The organism is Leifsonia poae, from assembly GCF_027921845.1.
Taxonomy (GTDB): Bacteria; Actinomycetota; Actinomycetes; order Actinomycetales; family Microbacteriaceae; genus Leifsonia; species Leifsonia poae.
The window spans coordinates 179,391-198,979 of the sequence record NZ_BSEN01000005.1; the positions used below are offsets into that span (position 1 = coordinate 179,391).

The following is a 19,589-nucleotide window of genomic DNA, read 5'->3' on the forward strand; positions in this document are numbered from 1 at the left end:
AGTCGCAGGACGGCTGGCTAGCACTTCCGCGACCGAAGGAGTGATGTGGGGGACGACTCACCGCGCCTCAGGCGGCATCACCGGGTGCTGCGGGTCATCGCCGTCATCGTCGGCGTTCTGCTCGTCTTTCTGGTGATCGCCGGCGGCCTCGGCGTCTGGACCGTGATGCGCTCCTTCCCCCAGACCTCCGGCAGCATCGATGTACCCGGTCTCGACAGTTCCGTCACCGTCACGCGCGACAGCGCCGGCATCCCGCAGATCACCGCCTCGACCCCCGACGACCTCTTCCGCGCTCAGGGCTTCGTGCACGCTCAGGACCGCTTCTGGGAGATGGACTTCCGGCGGCACGTCACCGCCGGGCGGCTCGCCGAGCTGTTCGGTGCCAGCCAGGTGCCGACCGACACCTTCATCCGCACCCTCGGCTGGCGCGACGTCGCCGAGCAGGAGGTGAAGAAGCTCGACAAGACCGCGCTCCGCTACTACCAGGACTATGCGGACGGCGTGAACGCCTACCTGAAGACCCACTCGGGCGCGGAGCTGAGCCTCGAGTACGCCGTGCTGGGCATCCAGAACCCCGGATACTCCCCCGAGCCGTGGACACCGGCCGACTCCGTCTCGTGGCTCAAGGCGATGGCCTGGGACCTCCGCTCGAACCTCGAAGACGAGATCGACCGCGCGCTGCTCTCCACGAAACTCTCGGCCGCGCAGATCGCGCAGCTCCATCCCGCGTATCCGTACAGCCAGCACCCGACCATCACCGCGGAGGGGCAGGGATCGCCCGCGACGACGACCCCGGATGCGAAGCCGTCGGGAGCCGCCGCCGATTCCGGTTCCGGGTCGGCGGCTCCTGCACCGGCGACGCCTCCCGAGTACGCGGCGGCGCTCACGCGGCTCTCCGCCTCCCTCGAGTCGATCCCGAATCTCCTCGGGCCGGCCGGGAACGACATCGGCTCGAACTCGTGGGTGGTCTCCGGCGCCCACACGGCGAGCGGTAAACCGTTGCTGGCGAACGACCCGCACCTCGGCGCTGCGATGCCGTCGGTCTGGTACCAGGTCGGGCTGCACTGCCGCACCGTGAACGCCGCGTGCCCGTACGATGTCGCCGGCTTCAGCTTCTCCGGACTCCCCGGCGTCGTCATCGGCCACAACGATCGCATCGCCTGGGGGTTCACCAACCTCGGTCCCGATGTCGCCGACCTCTACGAGGAGAAGGTGACGGGCACCACCTACGAATACGACGGCAAACAGGTCCCCCTGACCATCAGGAAGGAGACGATCGAGGTCGCCGGCGGCGAGCCTGTGCACCTCACCGTGCGCTCGACGAGGCACGGGCCGATCGTCACCGACCTGAGCGACGGCTTCGGCGCGATCGCCAAAGACCAGGCGGGCAAGCTCCAGGTTCCCGCGCAGAAGTTCCAGTTGTCGCTCGAGTGGACGGCGCTCACGCCGGGGCCGACACCGGGGGCGATCTTCGCCTTCGACCGCGCGACGAACTGGGCGAGCTTCCGCGCCGCGGCCGCATCGTTCCAGGTGCCGTCGCAGAACCTCGTGTACGCCGACGTCGACGGCAACATCGGCTATCAAGCGCCGGGAGCGATCCCCGTTCGCGCGCGCGGAGACGGGACCGTTCCGGTGCCCGGCTGGACGAGCGCGTACGGCTGGAAGGGCTATATCCCGTACGATGCGCTGCCGTCGGTGTACAACCCGCCGAGCGGATACATCGTCACCGCCAACAATGCGGCCGTCGGCTCGGGATTCCCGTACCTGATCACCCGCGACTGGGAGTACGGCTACCGCGCCAACCAGATCCTGCTGCGACTCAAGGACCTGCTCGCCTCCGGCAAGAAGGTCACCGCCGCCGAATTCAGCGCCGTGCAGGCCGACACGTACGACGCCATCGCCGCCGACCTCGCTCCCATTCTGCGTGCCGTCGCCGCCGATCAGGATCCCTCTTCCGGCACCGCGCGCGGCGCGCGGCTGCTCGCCGGGTGGGACTACCACGACGACGCCGACAGCGCCGCTGCCGCGTACTTCAACATCTTCTGGCGCACCCTGCTCGCGGATGCCTTCGGGCGCAAGCTCCCGGCATCCGCTCCCCCGGCCGGTGGCGACCGCTGGTTCGCCGTCGTGCAGAACCTCGCCGCGCAGCCGGACTCCCCGTGGTGGACCGACGCCAAGCTCGGCGTGACGCGCCGCGACGAGATGTTCGCCCACGTCGCCGATCAGGCCTGGGCGGAAGCCACGCGGCTGATGGGCGGGGACTCGTCGAACTGGCGGTGGGATCGCATCCACACCATCGAGCTGACGAATGCGAGCTTCGGCACCTCCGGCATCGCGCCGATCGAGTGGCTGTTCAACCGGGGGCCGTATCCGGTCGGCGGCAGCTCGAGCGTGGTGGATGCCGTCGGCTGGGACGCGTCGGTGGGCTATCAGGTGGACTGGGTGCCGTCGATGCGGCAGGTCATCGACCTCTCGGACTTCGACAAGAGCACGTGGGTCAACCTCACGGGAGCCTCAGGCCACGCCTTCAATCCGAACTACACCGACCAGACCCCGCTCTGGCAGACCAACAAGACGCGTGCGTGGCCGTTCAGCGCCGCAGCCGTCGCGAAAACGGTCGACAAGACGCTCACGCTCCGTCCCACCGGCTGACGCGCGGCGCTTGTTGCAGCGTCCGGTGGACTACTGAGGCGCGTCGCGGACGTTCTTGCGCGCGGCGGCCAGCAGCTCGGCGTACTCCGGGCTGAGCGCGTCTTCGAGAGCGATCTCGAGCCCGGCGTGGATGTCGGAGAGCACGCGCTGCTCGGCCGCGTCCTCGAGCGGCAGATCGCCGGCCTCGTCGCGGTGGGCGAGCCACTCGAACAGCACGAGCGCCTCGTCGTTCGAGAGCTCGATGCTCACACCGTCGATCTCGTCGGTGCCGTGCGTCTCGTCGGCGTCCGCGTCGGGTCCGCCCGTGATGTCATCGCTCATGATCGCTGTCCCGTCGCTCAGCGGCTCGTCGGCCAGGACCGCTCGTCGCTGCCGATGTACAGCTGCTGGGGACGGCCGATCTTGGTGGCCGGGTCGGTGTTCATCTCGCGCCAGTGGGCGATCCAGCCCGGCAGCCGGCCGATCGCGAACAGCACGGTGAACATGCGCGTCGGGAAGCCCATCGCCTTGTAGATCACGCCGGTGTAGAAGTCGACGTTGGGGTACAGCTTGCGGTCGATGAAGTACTGATCCGCCAGCGCGACTTCTTCGAGCTCCTTGGCGATGTCGAGCAGCGGGTCGTGCACGCCGAGCGCGGCGAGCACCTCGTCGGCGCTCTGCTTGACGAGCCGGGCGCGCGGGTCGAAGTTCTTGTAGACGCGGTGACCGAAGCCCATGAGCTTCACGCCTTCTTCTTTGTTCTTGACGCGCTCGACGAACTTCTGCACGCTCTCGCCCGAATCGCGGATGCCGGCGAGCATGTCGAGGACCGCCTCGTTGGCCCCGCCGTGGAGCGGGCCGTAGAGCGCGTTGATACCGGCCGAGACCGAGGCGAACAGGTTGGCCTGCGTGGAGCCGACGAGACGCACCGTGGACGTCGACGCGTTCTGCTCGTGGTCCTCGTGCAGGATGAGCAGACGCTCCAGCGCCTTCGACAGCACCGGGTTCACCTCGTACGGCTCGGCCATCGTGCCGAAGTTCAGGCGCAGGAAGTTGTCGACGAAGCTCAGGGAGTTGTCGGGGTACAGGAACGCCTGCCCCAGGCTCTTCTTGTGGGCGTACGCCGCGATCACCGGGAGCTTGGCCAGCAACCGGATGGTCGACAGCTCGATCTGCTCGGGATCGTGCACGCTCAGCGAGTCCTGGTAGAACGTGGACAGCGCGGAGACGGCGCTCGAGAGCACCGACATGGGGTGCGCGTCGTGGGGCAGCGCGCTGAAGAAGCGGCGCAGATCCTCGTGCAGCAGCGTGTGGCGACGGATGCGCTCGTCGAACTCCGCCAGCTCGGCCGGAGTCGGCAGCTCGCCGTGGATGAGCAGCCAGGCGACCTCGAGGAACGTCGAGTTCTCGGCGACCTGTTCGATCGGGTAACCGCGGTAGCGCAGGATGCCGGCGTCGCCGTCGATGTAGGTGATCGCTGAACGCGTGGCCGACGTGTTCACGAAGCCGTAGTCCAGACCGGTGAGGCCGGTCTGCTTGGTCAGCGAGGAGAAGTCGATGCTCGACGCACCCGTGGTGCTCGACAGGATCGGGAACTCCGCGGATCCACCGGGGAAGGTCAGCGTCGCCTTCTGCTCGCCGGCCTGCGCCGGCTGCTCCGCCTGCGCCGGCGGGGTCTGCTGCGGCTGCGCGGGCTGGGTCTGCTCCGCCGATGCCTTCTCGGTGCCGAGTCCGCTCACAACGCCTCCTGGGTAGTTGGTGTGATTCGCGCGCCGATCGTGGCAGCGCTGCAAAAAGTCGTGCGGATACAGCCTAACGAACGACTCGGACAACTGTCGCATCGTGCAAACGGCGGCCGCTGTGGTTAGAGAGAGTCTCCAAGCGACCGCAGCCGCTCTGCCGCGGTGGTAATGCGTTCGTCCGTCGCGGTCAGCGAGAGACGCACGTGCTGCGGGTAGGCGTCGCCGTAGAAGACACCGGGCCCCGCCAGGATCCCGAGATCGGCCAGGCGGGCGATCGTCTCCCAGGAATCCCGGCCTTCGGTCGCCCAGAGGTACAGCCCCGCCTCGCTGTCGTCGATGCGGAAGCCGGCCGCCTCGAGCGCCGGCTTGAGCTGTGCGCGGCGCGCCCGGTAGCGCTCCCGTTGCTCGTCCACGTGCTGGTCATCGCCGAGGGCGACGACCATCGCGGCCTGCAACGGCGCCGGCAGCATCAGCCCGGCGTGCTTGCGGACGTTGAGGAGGCGCGCGAGCACCGTTCGGCATCCCGCGACGAACGCCGCGCGGTAGCCGGCCAGGTTCGACTGCTTGCTGAGCGAGTAGACGGCGAGCACATTGCGGCGGTTGTCGCCGATGACCCGGGGGTCCAGGATGCTCGGGATCCGTTCCGCGTCCCACGGCGCGTCCCAGCCGAGCTCGGCGTAGCACTCGTCGCTGGCGATGACCGCCCCGAGCTCACGGGCGCGCTCCACAGCGGCCCGCAGCTCGTCGACCGTCAGTACGCGCCCATCCGGATTGCCCGGGCTGTTGAGCCAGATCAGCCGCGTGTTCTCCGGCCACTCCGCAGGATCGTCGGAGGCGACCGCATCCGCTCCGGCGAGCGCTGCGCCGATCGCGTACGTCGGGTACGCCGCGCGTGGATGCACCACCGCGTCGCCCTCGCCGAGGCCGAGCATGAACGGGAGGAAGGCGACGAACTCCTTGGAGCCGACCGTCGGGAGGACGTTGTCGACGCCGAGCCCGGTCACGCCCCGTCGTCGCGCGAACCACTCCACGATCGCCTCGCGCAGCGCGGGCGTGCCGACGGTCTGGGGGTAGGCGTGCGCGTCGGTCGCCGCCGCGAGGGCCTCGCGGATCAGGTCGGGCGTCGCGTCGACCGGCGAACCGATGGACAGGTCGACCAGTCCGCCCGCGTGCTCCCTGGCGCGCGCCGCGAACGGCGCCATCTGGTCCCAGGGGTAGTCGGGAAGCTCTCCCAGCGCCACGGTGCTAGTGCGCCTGGGGCGGAAGTGCGGCGATGATCGGGTGGTCCTTGGCGATCACACCGACCTTGGCCGCGCCGCCGGGCGAGCCCACGTCGTCGAAGAACTCCACGTTGGCCTTGTAGTAGTCGGCCCACTGCTCCGGGAGGTCGTCTTCGTAATAGATCGCCTCCACCGGGCACACCGGCTCGCAGGCACCGCAGTCGACGCACTCGTCGGGGTGGATGTAGAGCGACCGTTCGCCCTCGTAGATGCAATCGACCGGGCATTCGTCGATACAGGCCCGGTCTTTCACGTCGACGCAGGGGAGGGCGATGACGTAGGTCACTGTGCAGGGTTTCCCTTCGCGAGAGGTACTCGTCTAGCTTATGCCGTTTCGACGGCCGGGGCTCCGCGTCGCCGGCGGCTCAGGTCGGGCCAGGCGAGCACGATGGCCGCCAGCACGATCGGCGCCGCAAGCCACACCTGGCCGAGCACGTTGTTCGGGATGAGCACCGAACCACCGGCGCTCTTCTGCGTGAAGAGCAGCACCGTCAGGATCGTGCCGAGTGCGGCGATGAGCGCCGGGATGCGACTGCCGAGCATCCGGAGGCCGACCAGCAGCGATGTGTACGCCACGAGCGAGAGCACCAGGGCCCACGGCCAGGCGATTCCGGCGGTGAACGTGGTCTGGTGCACGATCGTGCCGACGCCGCCGATGACGACGCCGAACAGGAACAGGAGCACGTACGTCACGACCCGGCTGAGCATTCTCGAATACTACCGACTGGCCCTGGACAGACCGCGGAGAGTTGCCTAGAGTCGATGGGTAAGGTTAGCCTTACCAACATCCCCCGAACCTCTTCCGGAAGTCCTCTGTGCTCGCCAACTACCTGATCGGCCTCCGCGAAGGCCTCGAAGCAGCCCTCGTCGTCGGCATCCTCGTCGCCTACATCGTCAAGGTGAAACGTCAGGATGTGCTCCGCAAGTTCTGGTTCGGTGTCGGCATCGCGATCGTCGTCCCGCTCGGTCTCGGCGCGCTGCTCACCTGGGGCCCGTACGGACTCAGCTTCGAGGCCCAGGAGATCATCGGCGGCGGCCTCTCGATCGTCGCGGTCGGCTTCGTCACCTGGATGATCTTCTGGATGGGCAAGACCGCCCGTTCGATGAAGAGCACCCTTCAGACCCGCCTCGACGCCGCCCTCCTCGGAGCCGGCTGGGGCGTGGTCATCCTCGCCATGCTGAGCGTCGGGCGCGAGGGAATCGAGACCGCACTCTTCGTCTGGGCCACCGTCGCCTCCGTCGGGGGCAGCTGGGAGCCGGCGGTCGGCGCTCTGCTCGGCATCCTGACCGCCACTGTGCTCGGATACCTGCTGTACCGCGGTTTCGTGAAGATCAACCTCGGCACCTTCTTCACCTGGACGGGCGCGTTTCTCATCCTGGTAGCGGGCGGCGTCTTCGCCTATGGTATCGGCGACCTGCAGGAGGCGGGCGTGCTCCCCGGCGCCGGCGTGCACGCCTACGACATCAGCACGGTCATCCCGGCCTCCAGTTGGTACGGCACCGTGATGCAGGGCATCGTCAACTTCAATCCCTCCCCCACCTGGCTGCAGGTGGGCGGCTGGGTGGCGTACATCGCCGTCGTCACCTTCTTCTACGTGCGCCAGCACCACTCGACGGCGCGACCGACGCGAGCGACTGCGAAACCGTCAGCGCGGGTCGGCGAATCCGTCGCCTCCTGATCCTCTCCCCCATCCCCAGACACCACACAGCCCGAATCACTGAGGAAGAAACCACAGCCATGCCCAGAAGACGTTCCCTCGCCGTGCTCACCGGCACGCTCGCCGGTGCGGCGACCATCGCCCTCGCCCTCAGCGGATGCGTCCCCAACCGTGCCTCCGCCGACGCCGAGGCCCTGGCCGTCTCCCTCACCGACACCGCCTGCACGGTCTCGGAGAAGACCGCCCCGAGCGGCGCGATCACCTTCCAGGTGACCAATAAGGGCACCGACGTCAACGAGTTCGAGATCCTGGCGAGCGACAAGCTCCGGATCGCGGGCGAGAAGGAGAACATCGGCCCGGGGACGACCGTCAACTACGTCGTGCAGCTGACCGAGGGCGACTACTTCACCGCCTGCCGCAAGGGCATGACGGGCTCCCCCGCTCACCTCGCCGCCTTCACGGTGACGAAGGGGAAGAGCACCACCACCGATGCGAGCGAGTCCAAGCAGGTCGCCACCGCCGTCACCAACTACAAGGGCTACCTGAAAGACCAGACCAGCCAGTTGCTCGACGCCACGACGTCGTTCGCCGCTGCCTACGAGGCCGGCGACGACACCGCCGCCCGCAACCAGTACGCCTCCGCCCGCGCCTTCTACGAGCGCATCGAGCCGACCGCCGAGCAGTTCGGCGACATCGACCCCGCCATCGACCTGCGCGAGGCCGACGTCGAGAGCGGCCAGACCTGGACCGGCTGGCACCGCATCGAGAAGGACCTCTGGGCTCCGGCCGGCTTCACGCCGTCGAACCCCGCGGAGCGCGCCACCCTCGGCAAGCAGCTCGTCGCCGACACCCAGCGGCTCTCCGACCTCGTCGCCGCCAAGAACTTCACCCTCACGATCGACCAGATCTCCAACGGTGCCATCGGCCTGATGGAGGAGGTCTCGCGCAGCAAGATCACCGGCGAAGAAGAGACCTTCTCGCACACCGATCTCTGGGACTTCCAGGCCAACGTCGAGGGCGCCAACGTGGCCTACGGCATCGTGCGCGACATCGCCGAGGCCAAGGGTCAGTCCGGCAAGCAGGTCGTGAGCAAGCTCGACACCGAGTTCGCCGCCATCCAGAAGCTCCTCGCCCAGTACAAGAAGGGCGACGGCTTCGTCAGTTACACCGAGCTGAGCACCACCCAGGTCAAGCAGCTCTCCGACGAGGTCAACGCTCTCAGCGAGCCGCTGAGCCAGCTCACGTCCATCATCGTCAAATAGCATCATCCGCGTGACCGACGAGAACACCGCCACCGGCAAGCCCGGGCTCTCCCGAAGGGGAATGCTCGGGCTCGCCGGCGCGACGGTCGGGGCCGGCCTGGTCGGCGTCGGCGCCGGGGTCGTGCTCGACCGCACCGTCCTCGGTGCCTCGACCCACCCCACCGACACCTACCCGTTCTACGGACAGCACCAGTCCGGCATCACCACCGCCGCTCAGGATCGCCTGCACTTCGCCGCGTTCGACGTCGCGGCGGACCTCGACCGCGACGGGCTCGTCGAGCTCCTGCGCGACTGGACCGTCGCCGCCGCCCGCATGACTCAGGGCAGGCCGGCCGGCAAGTACGGGCCCGCCAGCGGCCCGGCGGATGCGCCGCCGGATGACACCGGAGAAGCCCTGGACCTGCCGCCCGGCGGTCTCACCCTCACCATCGGTTTCGGGCCCACCCTGTTCACCGACACGGATGGACGCGACCGCTTCGGGATCGCCTCCCGGCGCCCGTCCGCCCTCGTCGACCTCCCGCACTTCGCCGGAGACGCCCTCCTCGACGCCTACGTCGGCGGCGACCTCTGCGTGCAGGCGTGCAGCGACGACCCGCAGGTGGCCGTGCACGCCATCCGGAACCTGTCGCGCATCGCCTTCGGCCGTGCCTCCATCCGCTGGTCGCAGCTCGGCTTCGGGCGCACCTCCTCGACCACGCGGAGTCAGACCACCCCGCGCAACCTGTTCGGGTTCAAAGACGGCACCGCCAACATCAAGGCAGAGGACTCCTCCGTCGTCGCCGACCAGGTGTGGGCCGACTCCGGCGACGGCGCCGGCTGGATGCACGGCGGTTCGTACCTCGTCGCCCGCAAGATCCGGATGGTCATCGAGACCTGGGACCGGCAGCAGCTCGGGGAGCAGGAGCGCATCATCGGGCGGGACAAGGGCGAAGGCGCTCCCCTCTCCGGCGGCACCGAGTTCACCGAGCCCAACTTCCTCGCCCTCGCCCCGTCGGGCGGAACCAAGATCGACCCCGATTCGCACGTGCGGCTCGCGCATCCGACCACCAACAACGGCGCGCAACTGCTGCGGCGCGGGTACAACTTCGTCGACGGCAACGACGAGCTCGGCCGGCTGAACGCCGGGCTGTTCTTCATCGCCTTCCAGCGGGATCCGCGCAAGCAGTTCATCCCGATCCAGCAGCAGCTCGCACGCAGCGACGCCATGAACGAGTACCTCAAGCACGTCGGCTCGGCGATCTTCGCGGTGCCTCCCGGTGCGCGCGAGGGCTCGTACGTTGGCGCCGGGCTGTTCGACTAGCCCGGCTGTTCGCCTAGCTGGGCTGTTCGCCTAACCGGCTGTTCGCCTACCGCCAGGCTCACCCCCGAACGGCGAAGAACCCGGTGGCTTCCTCTCGGAACGCCACCGGGTTCTCACATCTCCTCAGTCGGCCTCGCGGCCCGACCGCGGATCAGGCGTTCTGATCCTGCTTCTTCAGCCGCGACGTCGCGCGTGCACGCGCGTTCGAGTCGAGCTCCACCTTGCGGATGCGCACCATCTCGGGCGTCACCTCGACGCACTCGTCTTCGCGCGCGAACTCGAGGCTCTCCTCCAGGGTCAGCTGGCGCGACGGAGTCATCGACTCGAAGTTGTCGGCCGTCGACTGACGCATGTTGGTCAGCTTCTTCTCCTTGGTGATGTTCACGTCCATGTCGTCGGCGCGCGAGTTCTCGCCGATCACCATGCCCTCGTAGACCTCCTCCGTCGGCTGGACGAAGAACGTCATGCGCTCCTGAAGGGCGATGATCGCGAAGGGCGTCACCACGCCCGAGCGGTCGGCCACGATCGAGCCGTTGCTGCGGGTGATGATCTGACCGGCCCAGTCGTCGTAGCCGTGCGAGATCGCGTTCGCGATGCCCGTGCCGCGCGTGGTCGTCAGGAACTCCGTACGGAAGCCGATGAGGCCGCGCGACGGGACGATGAACTCCATGCGCACCCAGCCCGTGCCGTGGTTCGACATGTTCTCCATGCGGCCCTTGCGGGCGGCGAGCAGCTGCGTGATCGCTCCGAGGTACTCCTCCGGTGCGTCGATCGTCAGGTGCTCGTACGGCTCCTGCAGCTTGCCGTCGACGCGCTTCGTGACCACCTGCGGCTTGCCGACGGTGAGCTCGTAGCCTTCGCGGCGCATCTGCTCGACGAGGATCGCCAGCGCCAGCTCACCGCGGCCCTGCACCTCCCACGCGTCGGGACGGCCGATGTCGAGCACGCGGAGCGAAACGTTGCCGACCAGCTCGCGGTCGAGGCGGTCCTTCACCATGCGGGCGGTGAGCTTGTGGCCCTTCACCTTGCCGACCAGCGGCGAGGTGTTCGTGCCGATCGTCATCGAGATCGCCGGCTCGTCCACGTGGATCGCCGGCAGCGGGCGGATGTCCTCGGGGTCGGCGAGCGTGTCGCCGATCATGATGTCCGCGAATCCGGCGACGGCGACGATGGCGCCGGGGCCGGCGCTCTCAGCGGGGTAGCGGTCGAGCGCCTTGGTGATCATCAGCTCGGTCACGCGCACGTTGTGCACGTCGCCGTCGTGACGCACCCAGGCGACCGTCTGGCCCTTCTTCAGCGTGCCGTTGAAGATGCGCAGCAGCGCGAGGCGGCCGAGGAACGGCGACGCGTCGAGGTTCGTGACGTGCGCCTGCAGCGGCGCCTCCGGGTCGTACGACGGCGCCGGGATGTGCTCCAGGATCGCCTCGAACAGCGGCTCGAGATCGTCGTTGTCGGGAAGCTCGCCGTTCGCGGGCTGGTTGTGGCTCGCGGCGCCGGCACGGCCGGACGCGTAGACCACCGGCACGTCGAGGATCTTGTCGAGGTCGAGGTCGGGCACATCGTCGGCCAGGTCGCTCGCCAGGCCGAGGAGCAGGTCCTGGCTCTCGCTCACGACCTCCTGGATGCGCGCGTCGCTGCGGTCGGTCTTGTTGACGGCCAGGATCACCGGCAGGTTCGCCTCGAGCGCCTTGCGCAGCACGAAGCGCGTCTGCGGCAGCGGGCCCTCGCTCGCGTCGACGAGGAGCACAACGCCGTCCACCATGGACAGACCGCGCTCCACCTCGCCACCGAAGTCGGCGTGGCCGGGGGTGTCGATCACGTTGATCGTGATCGGACCGTTGTCCGCGTGCTTGCCGTTGTACGAGATCGCCGTGTTCTTGGCGAGGATCGTGATGCCCTTCTCACGCTCGAGCTCGTTCGAGTCCATCGCGCGGTCTTCGACATGCTCGTGCGCCGAGAACGAATTGGTCTGGCGGAGCATGGCGTCGACCAGCGTGGTCTTGCCGTGGTCGACGTGGGCGACGATTGCGACATTGCGCAGATCATCGCGGTGGGCGACGGCGTTCTCGGACATGCGTGAAGACTCGACTCTCGTCAGAAGTGGTGGGGGAAACGATCCATTCTATCCCGAATCGCCTGGGAACCCGGCGAAAGCCCTCCCGGAGCTCGCGCTTTCGGTCGGTTTCACCCAGAATTCACCGGCATCTCACCTCATCGCCCGCCAGTCCCCCACGCTGCCAGCACCTCCTCCCCGCCACCGACACCCGGCATCACGCGACCAGGGGCACGCGGACGCGGCCGCCTGCCCGGGGACGACGATCGGGATCGACGTGGGCGGGCGGTATGAACTGCGGAGCACTATCGCTCACCACGATCTCCCACCCGTCGTCATGCACGCGATGGTGGTGGCTGCTGCAAAGCAGAACTCCGTTGCCGAGATCGGTGCCGCCGCCGTGAGCGTTCCACCAGCGGATGTGGTGGGCCTCGGTGTACGACGGCGGATGCGGGCATCCAGCCCAGGCGCATCCGCCGTCGCGTTCGGCCAGGGCCAGCTTCTGCGCTGTGCTGAACAGCCGGCGCGCCCGACCGAAGTCGAGCACCTGGGACCCGCCGCCCAGGATGACCGGGATCACTCCCGCATCGGCAGCCATCCGCCTGACAGTGCCTGCGCTGACGGGGGTGGCCACGCCGTCGATCGCGCCGGTGCCGATGCCGGAACGCAGCGCGTCCCAGTCGATTCGCACGATGACGGTCACGGGTGGCTTCTCCGCAGGCCCCGGCGTCACGCACGTCGCGACGTGCCGGAAGACGTCGGTGGCCGCGTCGGACCGGAGCTGTGCAACGCTGCGCGTCTCCGGGAGCTCGTCCGCTTCGCCAGGAGCGGCAGAAGCGCCCGTGTCGCGGAATCGGACGGCACGCAGCTCGCGCCCGACGTGGGCGTCGATGGCGGCGACGACATAGCCCGCCGACTCCGGATCCAGGTACCAGTCGACATGGGTGAGGCCGTCGCTGGTCGTGCTGATCGTCAGCGAACGACGCTGTCGCTGCCGCTGCTCGCGTGGCACCACGCCATCCTGGTCGAGTCGATCGCGCACGTGGCTGGCGAGCGTGCGGAGCTCGGCAACGGTCAGGCTCGGCGCATGATCCACCAGAACGCGCTCTCCGACACGGAGATCGCTCAGGCTGCATCCGGGAGCGGTCTTCGCCAGCTCACGCACGATGACGCTCGCGTGGTCGATGCCGACTCCTGCACCGACTCCCTCGAGCGGAGCGCCGGCCTCGTGGAGCGGCGCATCGACTGCCTCGGCGAGGATCGGAAGCTGCGGCGGCAGGGTCTCCCCCGTCAGGCTCAGGCGGCGGGTGACGCTCTCGGCCACGACGCAGTATCTGCGCGCCTGCGCTTTCGGCACACGCCAGCGTTCCTCCACGAGAGCCGCCGGGCTGGAGTGCCCGGCCCGGGACACCGGGTTCTGCGATCCGGGGAGGTTCGAACGCGCCACGAGTTCACCGACGACGCGCACCTTCACGGCGTCCAGCACCGCCTGCACGTGCCCGAGAGTCGTCAGTGAATTCAGCAGCGCATCCCCACCGAGCGCCTCGGGCGTCGCGAGACCGGCGAGCGCCTCCCGGAGCGCCGCGGCCGGTGTGCTGGTCATGGAACAAGTCCATCACGAACCACCGACACTGCAGGGCACAGAAAGTGCCTTTGATCGGCTTTTTTCCTGTGGATAACCCTCGCGCGGCCGTGCTTGTGGAGGCCGGTCTGCGATGAGAGACGCCCACGAACAAGAAGAGCCCGGACGCACACGGCGTCGAGGCCCTCCACAACTCCGGAACTCCGACTCGACGCGCCGTCATTGGGGGCTTAACTCCGGAACTCCGGCGCGAAATCGCACCGGAGTTCCGGAGGTGTGCGTCGGTCGGACGCGGGGCGCTACAGCCCCTGCGCCACCGGCGGCTCGGGCTCGTGCGACAGGTCGACCGCGGGAACGGTCTCGGCCTCGTCCGAGCCTGCAGCGAGCAGCTCCAGGCGCAGGGTGCGGCGCGCGCGCTGCTGGTCGGGGTCCGGCAGCGGCACCGCAGCGAGCAGACGCTGCGTGTACGCCTCCTTCGGGTACCGCAGGATCTCGTTGCGCGTCCCGACCTCGACCAGGTTGCCGTGGTGCATCACCGCGATGCGGTCGGCGAGCACGTCGATGACCGCGAGGTCGTGGGTGATGAACAGGCAGGCGAAGTTCATCTCCTTCTGCAGCTGCTGCATGAGCTCGAGCACACGAGCCTGCACCGACACGTCGAGGGCGCTGGTCGGCTCGTCGGCGATCAGCACCTGCGGCTTCAGCGACAGGGCGCGGGCGATGCCCACGCGCTGCTTCTGACCGCCGGAGAGCTCGTGCGGGAACCGGCTGCGGTAGGCGCGAGGGAGTTCGACGCTGTCGAGCAGACGGTCGACCTCCTTGGCGAGGGCGTTGCCCTTGAGCCCCTTGGCGAGCAGCAGCGGCTCGCCGATGCTGTCGGCGATCTGGAGGCGCGGGTTCAGCGACGACGACGGGTCCTGGAAGACGATGCCGACGTTGCGGTGCAGCTTGCGGATCTCGTCGCGGCCGGCGTTGCTGATGTCCTGACCCGCTACGACGAGCTTGCCCGAGTGGATCGGCAGGAGGCCGATCGCGGAGCGGCCCAGCGTGGTCTTGCCCGAACCGGACTCGCCCACGAGGCCGACGACCTCGCCCTCGTGGATCTGCAGGTCGATGTTGCTGGCGGCGCGGAACGCCGGGACGCGGCCGTGCTTGGGGTACTCGATCGCCACATCCTGGAAGTCGACGACGACGGTGCGCGGGTCGGCGATGGCGGCCTCGTGCTCGGCGCGGGCGATGCGCTCGTTGACGGCGATGCGCTCGGCGTACGCGGGGTCGGCGTTCTCGGTGCCGGCAGCCAGGGCAGCCGTAGTGTCGATCTCCTCGTCACCGCGCTGGCCGAGGTGGGGAACGGCGTCGAGCAGGGCGATCGTGTACGGGTGCTTCGGGTTCGCGAAGACCTCTTTGACGGTTCCGCCCTCGACGATGTCGCCCTTGCGCATGACGACGATGTTGTCGGCGAGGTCGGCCACGACGCCCATGTCGTGGGTGATCAGCAGGATGGCGCTGTCGAGCCGGTCGCGCAGGCTGCGGAGCAGCTCGAGGATCTCGGCCTGCACCGTCACGTCGAGCGCGGTGGTCGGCTCATCGGCGATGAGCAGCTTGGGGTCGCAGGAGATCGACTGCGCGATCATCGCGCGCTGCCGCTGACCCCCCGAGAGCTGGTGGGGGTACGAGTTGTACGCCTTCACCGGGTCGGGCAGCTCGACCATGGCGAGCAGCTCGAGGGCGCGCTCCTTGGCCTCGTGCGGCGACATGCCGAAGTGGATGCGCAGGGTCTCCACGATCTGCGAACCGACCGTGTAGACGGGGTTCAGCGCCGTCATCGGCTCCTGGAAGATCACGGCGACCTGGCGTCCGCGCACGCGGCGCATCTGCGGCTGGGTCAGCCCGGTGAGCTCGCGGCCCTCGAGCTTGATCGAACCGCGCACACGCGAGTTCTTCGGCAGGAGGTCGAGGATCGCCATCGAGCTCGCACTCTTGCCGGAGCCGGACTCGCCGACGATCGCCAGCACCTCGCCGGCCTTGATCGAGTAGTTCAGCTTCTTGGCGGCCGGGATCCAGGTGTTGTCGACGCCGAAGTCGACCGAGAGGTCGTGGACGGCGAGCACCGGCGCATCGGTCACGACGTCGGCCTGACCGTTGGTTGTGTCGGTCATGAGTTGGTGTTCCTTTCGCGGGCGCCGGGGATCGCCCGACGGCTCCTGTCGCGTTTCGGTGAGACGGGAGATGAGAGCATGGAGTCATGCCGTACACCTCCACCGACGAACGCGAGGTGTTCGTCTCCCGGTTCAACCGGGTCATCGCCGTTCTGATCTGGGCGGGCGCTGCCGCGATCGCGGTCGCCCTCGTCGTGAGCGTGCACGATCAGCGCCTGCTCTACCTGGTTCCGTGCGCCCTCTTCGCCTTCGTGGCGTGGGCCGCGCTCTGGCAGCCCCGTCTCGTCGTGGCTCCCGAGGGCATCACCGTGCACAACGTCGAGCGCACGATCGAGATCCCGTGGCCGGCTCTCGTGCACGTCGACACGAAATACGCGCTCACGCTCTACACGCCCGGCCACCGCTACTCCGTATGGAGCGCGCCCGCCCCGGGGACCGCCAGCACTCTGCGCGCCACCCGCAACGAGGTGAAGGGTCGCGCCGGCAGGCCGTCCGTCGACAGCGAAGCGCGCCGCCCGGGTGATCTGCTCTCCACGGAGTCCGGTCAGGCCGCCGAGGTCGTGCGCCGGCGCTGGACGCACCTGCGCGACACCGGCGCGCTCGAGGTGGGCGTCGCCGACGAGGCGAAGGTCGTCGTGACCTGGAACGTGGCGACCATCGCCGGCGTGGTTGTGCTCCTGGGCGGAACGGTCGCCGCCCTGCTGCTCACCTGAGGCGAGCAGCAGGCCGGTGACGAGGCTGGTCACAGCACGTCCTCCGCGATGGCCGCACCGGTGCGCGGGCCGCGGGTGTCGTCTTCGCCGGGCTCCGGCTCCTCCTCGCGCATCTTGCGCAGGTTGAACCGGCGGTGCCGCGGGTCGAACGCGTCGCGCAGGCCGTCGCCGACGAAGTTGACGAGCAGCGCCAGCGCCACGATGAACGAACCGGGCCACCAGAACAGCCACGGACGGGTCTGGAACGCCGACTCGTTCTGGCTGATCAGCAGACCGAGCGAGACGTCCGGCGGCCGGATGCCGTAGCCGAGGAACGACAGCGCGGTCTCGAGCAGGATGGCCGAGGCCATGATCAGCGTCGAGGCCACGATGACGACGCCGATGGCGTTCGGCAGGATGTGCTTGAAGATGATGCGCATGTCGGACGCGCCGGCGACCCTGGCCGCTTCGACGAACTCGCGTTCGCGGAGCGACAGGAACTCGCCGCGCACCAGACGCGCGATGCCCATCCACGAGAAGAACCCGAGCATGACGGCGAGCACCGGGGCGCCGAGGCCGCCCGAGATGTGACCGACGACCGAGCCGATCACGAGGGCCGGGATGACGATGAACACGTCGGTGATGCGCATCAGGATGGCGTCGGTGACGCCGCGGAAGTATCCGGCGATGGCGCCGACGACGACGCCGACGACACTGGCGATCACACCGATCACGACCATGACCAGCACGGAGTTCTGGATGCCGCGCATGGTGAGGGCGAAGTAGTCCTTGCCGATCCGGTCCTGGCCGAACGGGTGCTCCCACGTGGGGGCGCCCTGCTTGACCTGGTCGTTCAGCTCCTTGAAGTCGTACTTCCACCAGCCGTGGATCGGGCCGATGCCGATCGCGCTGATCGAGAACAGCAGGATCAGGATGAACAGGATGGCGCTGCCGACGGCAAGCTTGTTCGAGAGGAAGCGCTTCCAGATGAGACGGCCCTGGCTGACCGGCGGCGCGGTCGGCGCCTGCAGCTCATCGGCGATCATCGGTTCTGTGCTGGACATTATCGGACCCTCACTCTCGGGTCGAGTGCGGCGTAGGCGAGGTCCGCGAGGAAGTTGAACAGGATCGCCATCGCGGCGATGACCACGAAGTAGGCCATGACGGGGTTGAGGTCGCCTCGGCTGAGGCCCGCGTTGAACAACGCGCCCATGCCCGGGATGGCGAACACCTGCTCCGTGATGATGGCACCACCGAGGAGCGCGCCGACGTCGAACGCGACGAGGGTGGTGATCGGGATCAGCATGTTGCGGAACGCGTGCCGCACGACGACGGTGCGCTCCGGCAGGCCCTTGGCGCGCGCGGTGCGGATGAAGTCCTGGTTGAGTACCTCGAGCATCCCGGCCCGCGAGTAGCGGGTGTACGAGGCGAACGAGATCAGGAGCAGCGCGATGGTCGGCAGCATGAGGTGGGTGAACGTGTCGAGTCCGGTCACCCAGATGTCACCCTCGAGCCCCGGCGTCGACGAGCCGACGGTGGCGATCGGCCGGCCGTTGGTGTCGTCGAAGTAGGTGGGCCACGCCTGCATGAAGCGGTCGAGCAGCACCAGGGCGCCGGAGACGATCGTGACGATCACGCCGACGCGCATGTTCTGCCCGCGGTCGTAGCCGCCGACGAAGTACCCGATCGCCAGGCTGACCACGATCGCGACGATCGCCAGGATGACGATGGTCGCCACCGAAGACACGTTGAACAGCGGCTGCAGCGCGAAGTAGCAGACGATCGTGATCGCGCCGTTGATGATCGCGGTGAGCAGCGCCTTGCGGTTCTGCAGGCCGGAGACCAGCGCGGTCGTCCCGATCACAACGGCCGCGACCAGGATGATCATGACCACCGGGCCGAGGCCGGGGTGCAGGAACCAGTCGGTCGCGCTCATCAGCAGGAGCACGCCGGCGGTGGCGACTCCCGAGATCAGGAACGTGGTGAGACGGCGACGCGCGTCTCCGCCGATCAACGATTGCCAGATCAGGCCCGCGACGAGGCCTATCAACCCTGCGACCCACCATTGGATCACCGGATCGACCAGGAAGTCGTTGAAGTCGATCGCGACGAACTCCTTGAGGAGCACGGCGACGAGGAACGCCGGGAGCGAGTACAGGAAGAAGCTGAGGAACGTGACGACGTTGTCGAGTCCGCTGTACTGGCGAAGGGCGGTGACGATACCGATGGTGACACCGAGCAGGATGGCGAGGACGAGCGCGAGCGTGACGAGCTGCACGGTCGATCCCAGCGCCTGCGGGAGGATGTCGACCACCTGCGCGCGCGAGATGGTGGAGCCGAGGTCGCAGGCGTTGGCGAAGGGGATGAGGCACTTGGCCGCTCCACCGAGCCAGAAGAGCCAGCGCAACGGCGGCGGGACGTCGAGCTGAAGCAACTCCACGCGGGCGTTGATCAGGTTCGCTTTGTTGGGAGAACTACTGTCGCGCAGGTCCTTGAGCGGGTCTGCGCTGTACGCGACCAGCATGTACATCAGGAACGATGCGGCGATGATGATGAGCACCGAGACCAGAAGGCGTCTCAGGATGAAACTCGCCATAGGTTGAAAACCTCACTGACACAACGCGCCCGGTTGGGGGGTCGGCCGAGCGGATGACCCGGCGGGGGCGCGTTTCGGGAATGGCTGGACGGGTCTCGTCCACCGTTACATGATACGGGGCGCCGACCAGGCCGGCGCCCCGCCCGCAGAATGGGTGCCCGGGGTTCACCCGGGCACCCATCACTGTGGTGTTGTTACTTCTTGCTGGACTTGACCGACCACTCCCAGAAGTTCCAGAAGGGTCCGGTCTGGTTGCCCATGTACTTCGCACCGTCGATACGGGCGTTGACACCGAACACACCGGGCAGCTGGAACAGCGGCAGGCCGTAGCCGTCGGAGAACGTGGCCTTGTCGATCTGCTGCTCGAGCTTGACCAGCTCGCTCTTGTCGACCGTGGTCTGCGTCTGGACAGCGACGTCGTTCATGGCGTTGTAACGGTTGTAGTTACCGCCACCACCGGTCGTGAACAGCTGCGGGATCTGCGACGTACCGGCACCCGGGCTGATCCAGCCGAAGAGCGATGCGTCGTAGTTGCCACCGGGGAGCAGGGTGCTCCAGTCAGGCGATCCGGCGTCCACGATCTTGAAGCCGGCCTTCGACGCCGAGGCCTGGATGGCCTGGAACTCGTCGACAC

Annotated in this window: 15 protein-coding genes and 1 pseudogene; 5 read left to right on the plus strand and 11 right to left on the minus strand. The window is 68.1% G+C overall.

What is annotated here, in order from left to right:
• The first annotated feature begins 45 nt into the window (after positions 1–45).
• A complete protein-coding gene (locus tag PKE84_RS06860; RefSeq protein WP_271176479.1) occupies positions 46–2,652 on the plus strand; it encodes a penicillin acylase family protein in 2,607 nt (868 codons plus the stop codon).
• Between the two features lie 30 nt (positions 2,653–2,682).
• Here PKE84_RS06860 and PKE84_RS06865 read toward each other — a convergent pair whose 3' ends face one another.
• The 5 genes from PKE84_RS06865 to PKE84_RS06885 form a co-directional block, all read right to left on the minus strand.
• The gene (locus PKE84_RS06865) at positions 2,683–2,973 is read right to left on the minus strand and encodes a hypothetical protein (protein ID WP_271176480.1); all 291 of its coding nucleotides are present in this window, start codon (positions 2,971–2,973) and stop codon (positions 2,683–2,685) included.
• Positions 2,974–2,990: 17 nt separating this feature from the next.
• Complete coding sequence (locus PKE84_RS06870) at positions 2,991–4,370, minus strand: citrate synthase (RefSeq protein ID WP_271176481.1); 1,380 nt, start codon at positions 4,368–4,370, stop codon at positions 2,991–2,993.
• A 125-nt stretch (positions 4,371–4,495) separates the two neighbouring features.
• Positions 4,496–5,614 (minus strand): succinyldiaminopimelate transaminase, encoded by a 1,119-nt coding sequence (dapC, locus tag PKE84_RS06875; protein ID WP_271176482.1) that lies wholly within the window; start codon positions 5,612–5,614, stop codon positions 4,496–4,498.
• 4 nt (positions 5,615–5,618) lie between these two features.
• A complete protein-coding gene (gene fdxA, locus PKE84_RS06880) occupies positions 5,619–5,939 on the minus strand; it encodes a ferredoxin (RefSeq protein WP_271176483.1) in 321 nt (106 codons plus the stop codon).
• A 38-nt stretch (positions 5,940–5,977) separates the two neighbouring features.
• Entirely contained in the window at positions 5,978–6,361 is a 384-nt protein-coding gene (locus tag PKE84_RS06885; protein ID WP_271176484.1) for a DUF6113 family protein, read from the minus strand.
• Between the two features lie 107 nt (positions 6,362–6,468).
• Between PKE84_RS06885 and efeU the strand changes: the two genes are divergently transcribed.
• The 3 genes from efeU to efeB are packed head-to-tail and all read left to right on the plus strand — an operon-like array spanning position 6,469 to position 9,873.
• Positions 6,469–7,332: an iron uptake transporter permease EfeU gene (efeU, locus tag PKE84_RS06890; protein WP_271176485.1), complete on the plus strand. Its 864-nt coding sequence runs from the start codon at positions 6,469–6,471 to the stop codon at positions 7,330–7,332.
• A gap of 59 nt (positions 7,333–7,391) precedes the next feature.
• Positions 7,392–8,573: an iron uptake system protein EfeO gene (gene efeO, locus PKE84_RS06895; protein ID WP_271176486.1), complete on the plus strand. Its 1,182-nt coding sequence runs from the start codon at positions 7,392–7,394 to the stop codon at positions 8,571–8,573.
• A 4-nt stretch (positions 8,574–8,577) separates the two neighbouring features.
• Positions 8,578–9,873 (plus strand): iron uptake transporter deferrochelatase/peroxidase subunit, encoded by a 1,296-nt coding sequence (gene efeB, locus PKE84_RS06900; RefSeq protein ID WP_373877123.1) that lies wholly within the window; start codon positions 8,578–8,580, stop codon positions 9,871–9,873.
• Positions 9,874–10,024: 151 nt separating this feature from the next.
• On the opposite strand, the gene typA is transcribed toward efeB, so the two are convergent.
• The 3 genes from typA to PKE84_RS06915 form a co-directional block, all read right to left on the minus strand.
• Positions 10,025–11,947 (minus strand): translational GTPase TypA, encoded by a 1,923-nt coding sequence (gene typA / locus PKE84_RS06905; protein WP_271176488.1) that lies wholly within the window; start codon positions 11,945–11,947, stop codon positions 10,025–10,027.
• Between the two features lie 196 nt (positions 11,948–12,143).
• Complete coding sequence (locus PKE84_RS06910; protein WP_271176489.1) at positions 12,144–13,529, minus strand: HNH endonuclease signature motif containing protein; 1,386 nt, start codon at positions 13,527–13,529, stop codon at positions 12,144–12,146.
• Positions 13,530–13,807: 278 nt separating this feature from the next.
• Positions 13,808–15,667: a dipeptide ABC transporter ATP-binding protein gene (locus PKE84_RS06915; protein WP_271176490.1), complete on the minus strand. Its 1,860-nt coding sequence runs from the start codon at positions 15,665–15,667 to the stop codon at positions 13,808–13,810.
• Between the two features lie 86 nt (positions 15,668–15,753).
• Here PKE84_RS06915 and PKE84_RS06920 point away from each other — a divergent pair, with 86 nt between their 5' ends.
• Entirely contained in the window at positions 15,754–16,380 is a 627-nt protein-coding gene (locus tag PKE84_RS06920; RefSeq protein WP_271176491.1) for a PH domain-containing protein, read from the plus strand.
• Between the two features lie 29 nt (positions 16,381–16,409).
• Here the strand turns inward: PKE84_RS06920 and PKE84_RS06925 are convergent, their stop codons facing one another.
• The 3 genes and pseudogenes from PKE84_RS06925 to PKE84_RS06935 all read right to left on the minus strand — a co-directional run.
• Complete coding sequence (locus PKE84_RS06925; protein ID WP_271176492.1) at positions 16,410–17,423, minus strand: ABC transporter permease; 1,014 nt, start codon at positions 17,421–17,423, stop codon at positions 16,410–16,412.
• Positions 17,423–18,955: an ABC transporter permease gene (locus tag PKE84_RS06930; RefSeq protein WP_271176493.1), complete on the minus strand. Its 1,533-nt coding sequence runs from the start codon at positions 18,953–18,955 to the stop codon at positions 17,423–17,425. Before PKE84_RS06930 ends, PKE84_RS06925 begins: the two co-directional genes overlap by 1 nt.
• Before the next feature lie 194 nt (positions 18,956–19,149).
• Positions 19,150–19,589: pseudogene (locus PKE84_RS06935) on the minus strand (ABC transporter family substrate-binding protein); the annotation flags it as partial.

Bases quoted from the DNA above. Each gene is read 5' to 3' on its own strand.
- PKE84_RS06865 (WP_271176480.1), bottom strand. From the start codon at position 2,973: ATGAGCGATGACATCACGGGCGGACCCGACGCGGACGCCGACGAGACG.
- PKE84_RS06885 (WP_271176484.1), bottom strand. From the start codon at position 6,361: ATGCTCAGCCGGGTCGTGACGTACGTGCTCCTGTTCCTGTTCGGCGTC.
- efeO (WP_271176486.1), top strand. From the start codon at position 7,392: ATGCCCAGAAGACGTTCCCTCGCCGTGCTCACCGGCACGCTCGCCGGT.
- typA (WP_271176488.1), bottom strand. From the start codon at position 11,947: ATGTCCGAGAACGCCGTCGCCCACCGCGATGATCTGCGCAATGTCGCA.
- PKE84_RS06910 (WP_271176489.1), bottom strand. From the start codon at position 13,529: ATGACCAGCACACCGGCCGCGGCGCTCCGGGAGGCGCTCGCCGGTCTC.
- PKE84_RS06915 (WP_271176490.1), bottom strand. From the start codon at position 15,667: ATGACCGACACAACCAACGGTCAGGCCGACGTCGTGACCGATGCGCCG.
- PKE84_RS06920 (WP_271176491.1), top strand. From the start codon at position 15,754: ATGCCGTACACCTCCACCGACGAACGCGAGGTGTTCGTCTCCCGGTTC.
- PKE84_RS06925 (WP_271176492.1), bottom strand. From the start codon at position 17,423: ATGTCCAGCACAGAACCGATGATCGCCGATGAGCTGCAGGCGCCGACC.
- PKE84_RS06930 (WP_271176493.1), bottom strand. From the start codon at position 18,955: ATGGCGAGTTTCATCCTGAGACGCCTTCTGGTCTCGGTGCTCATCATC.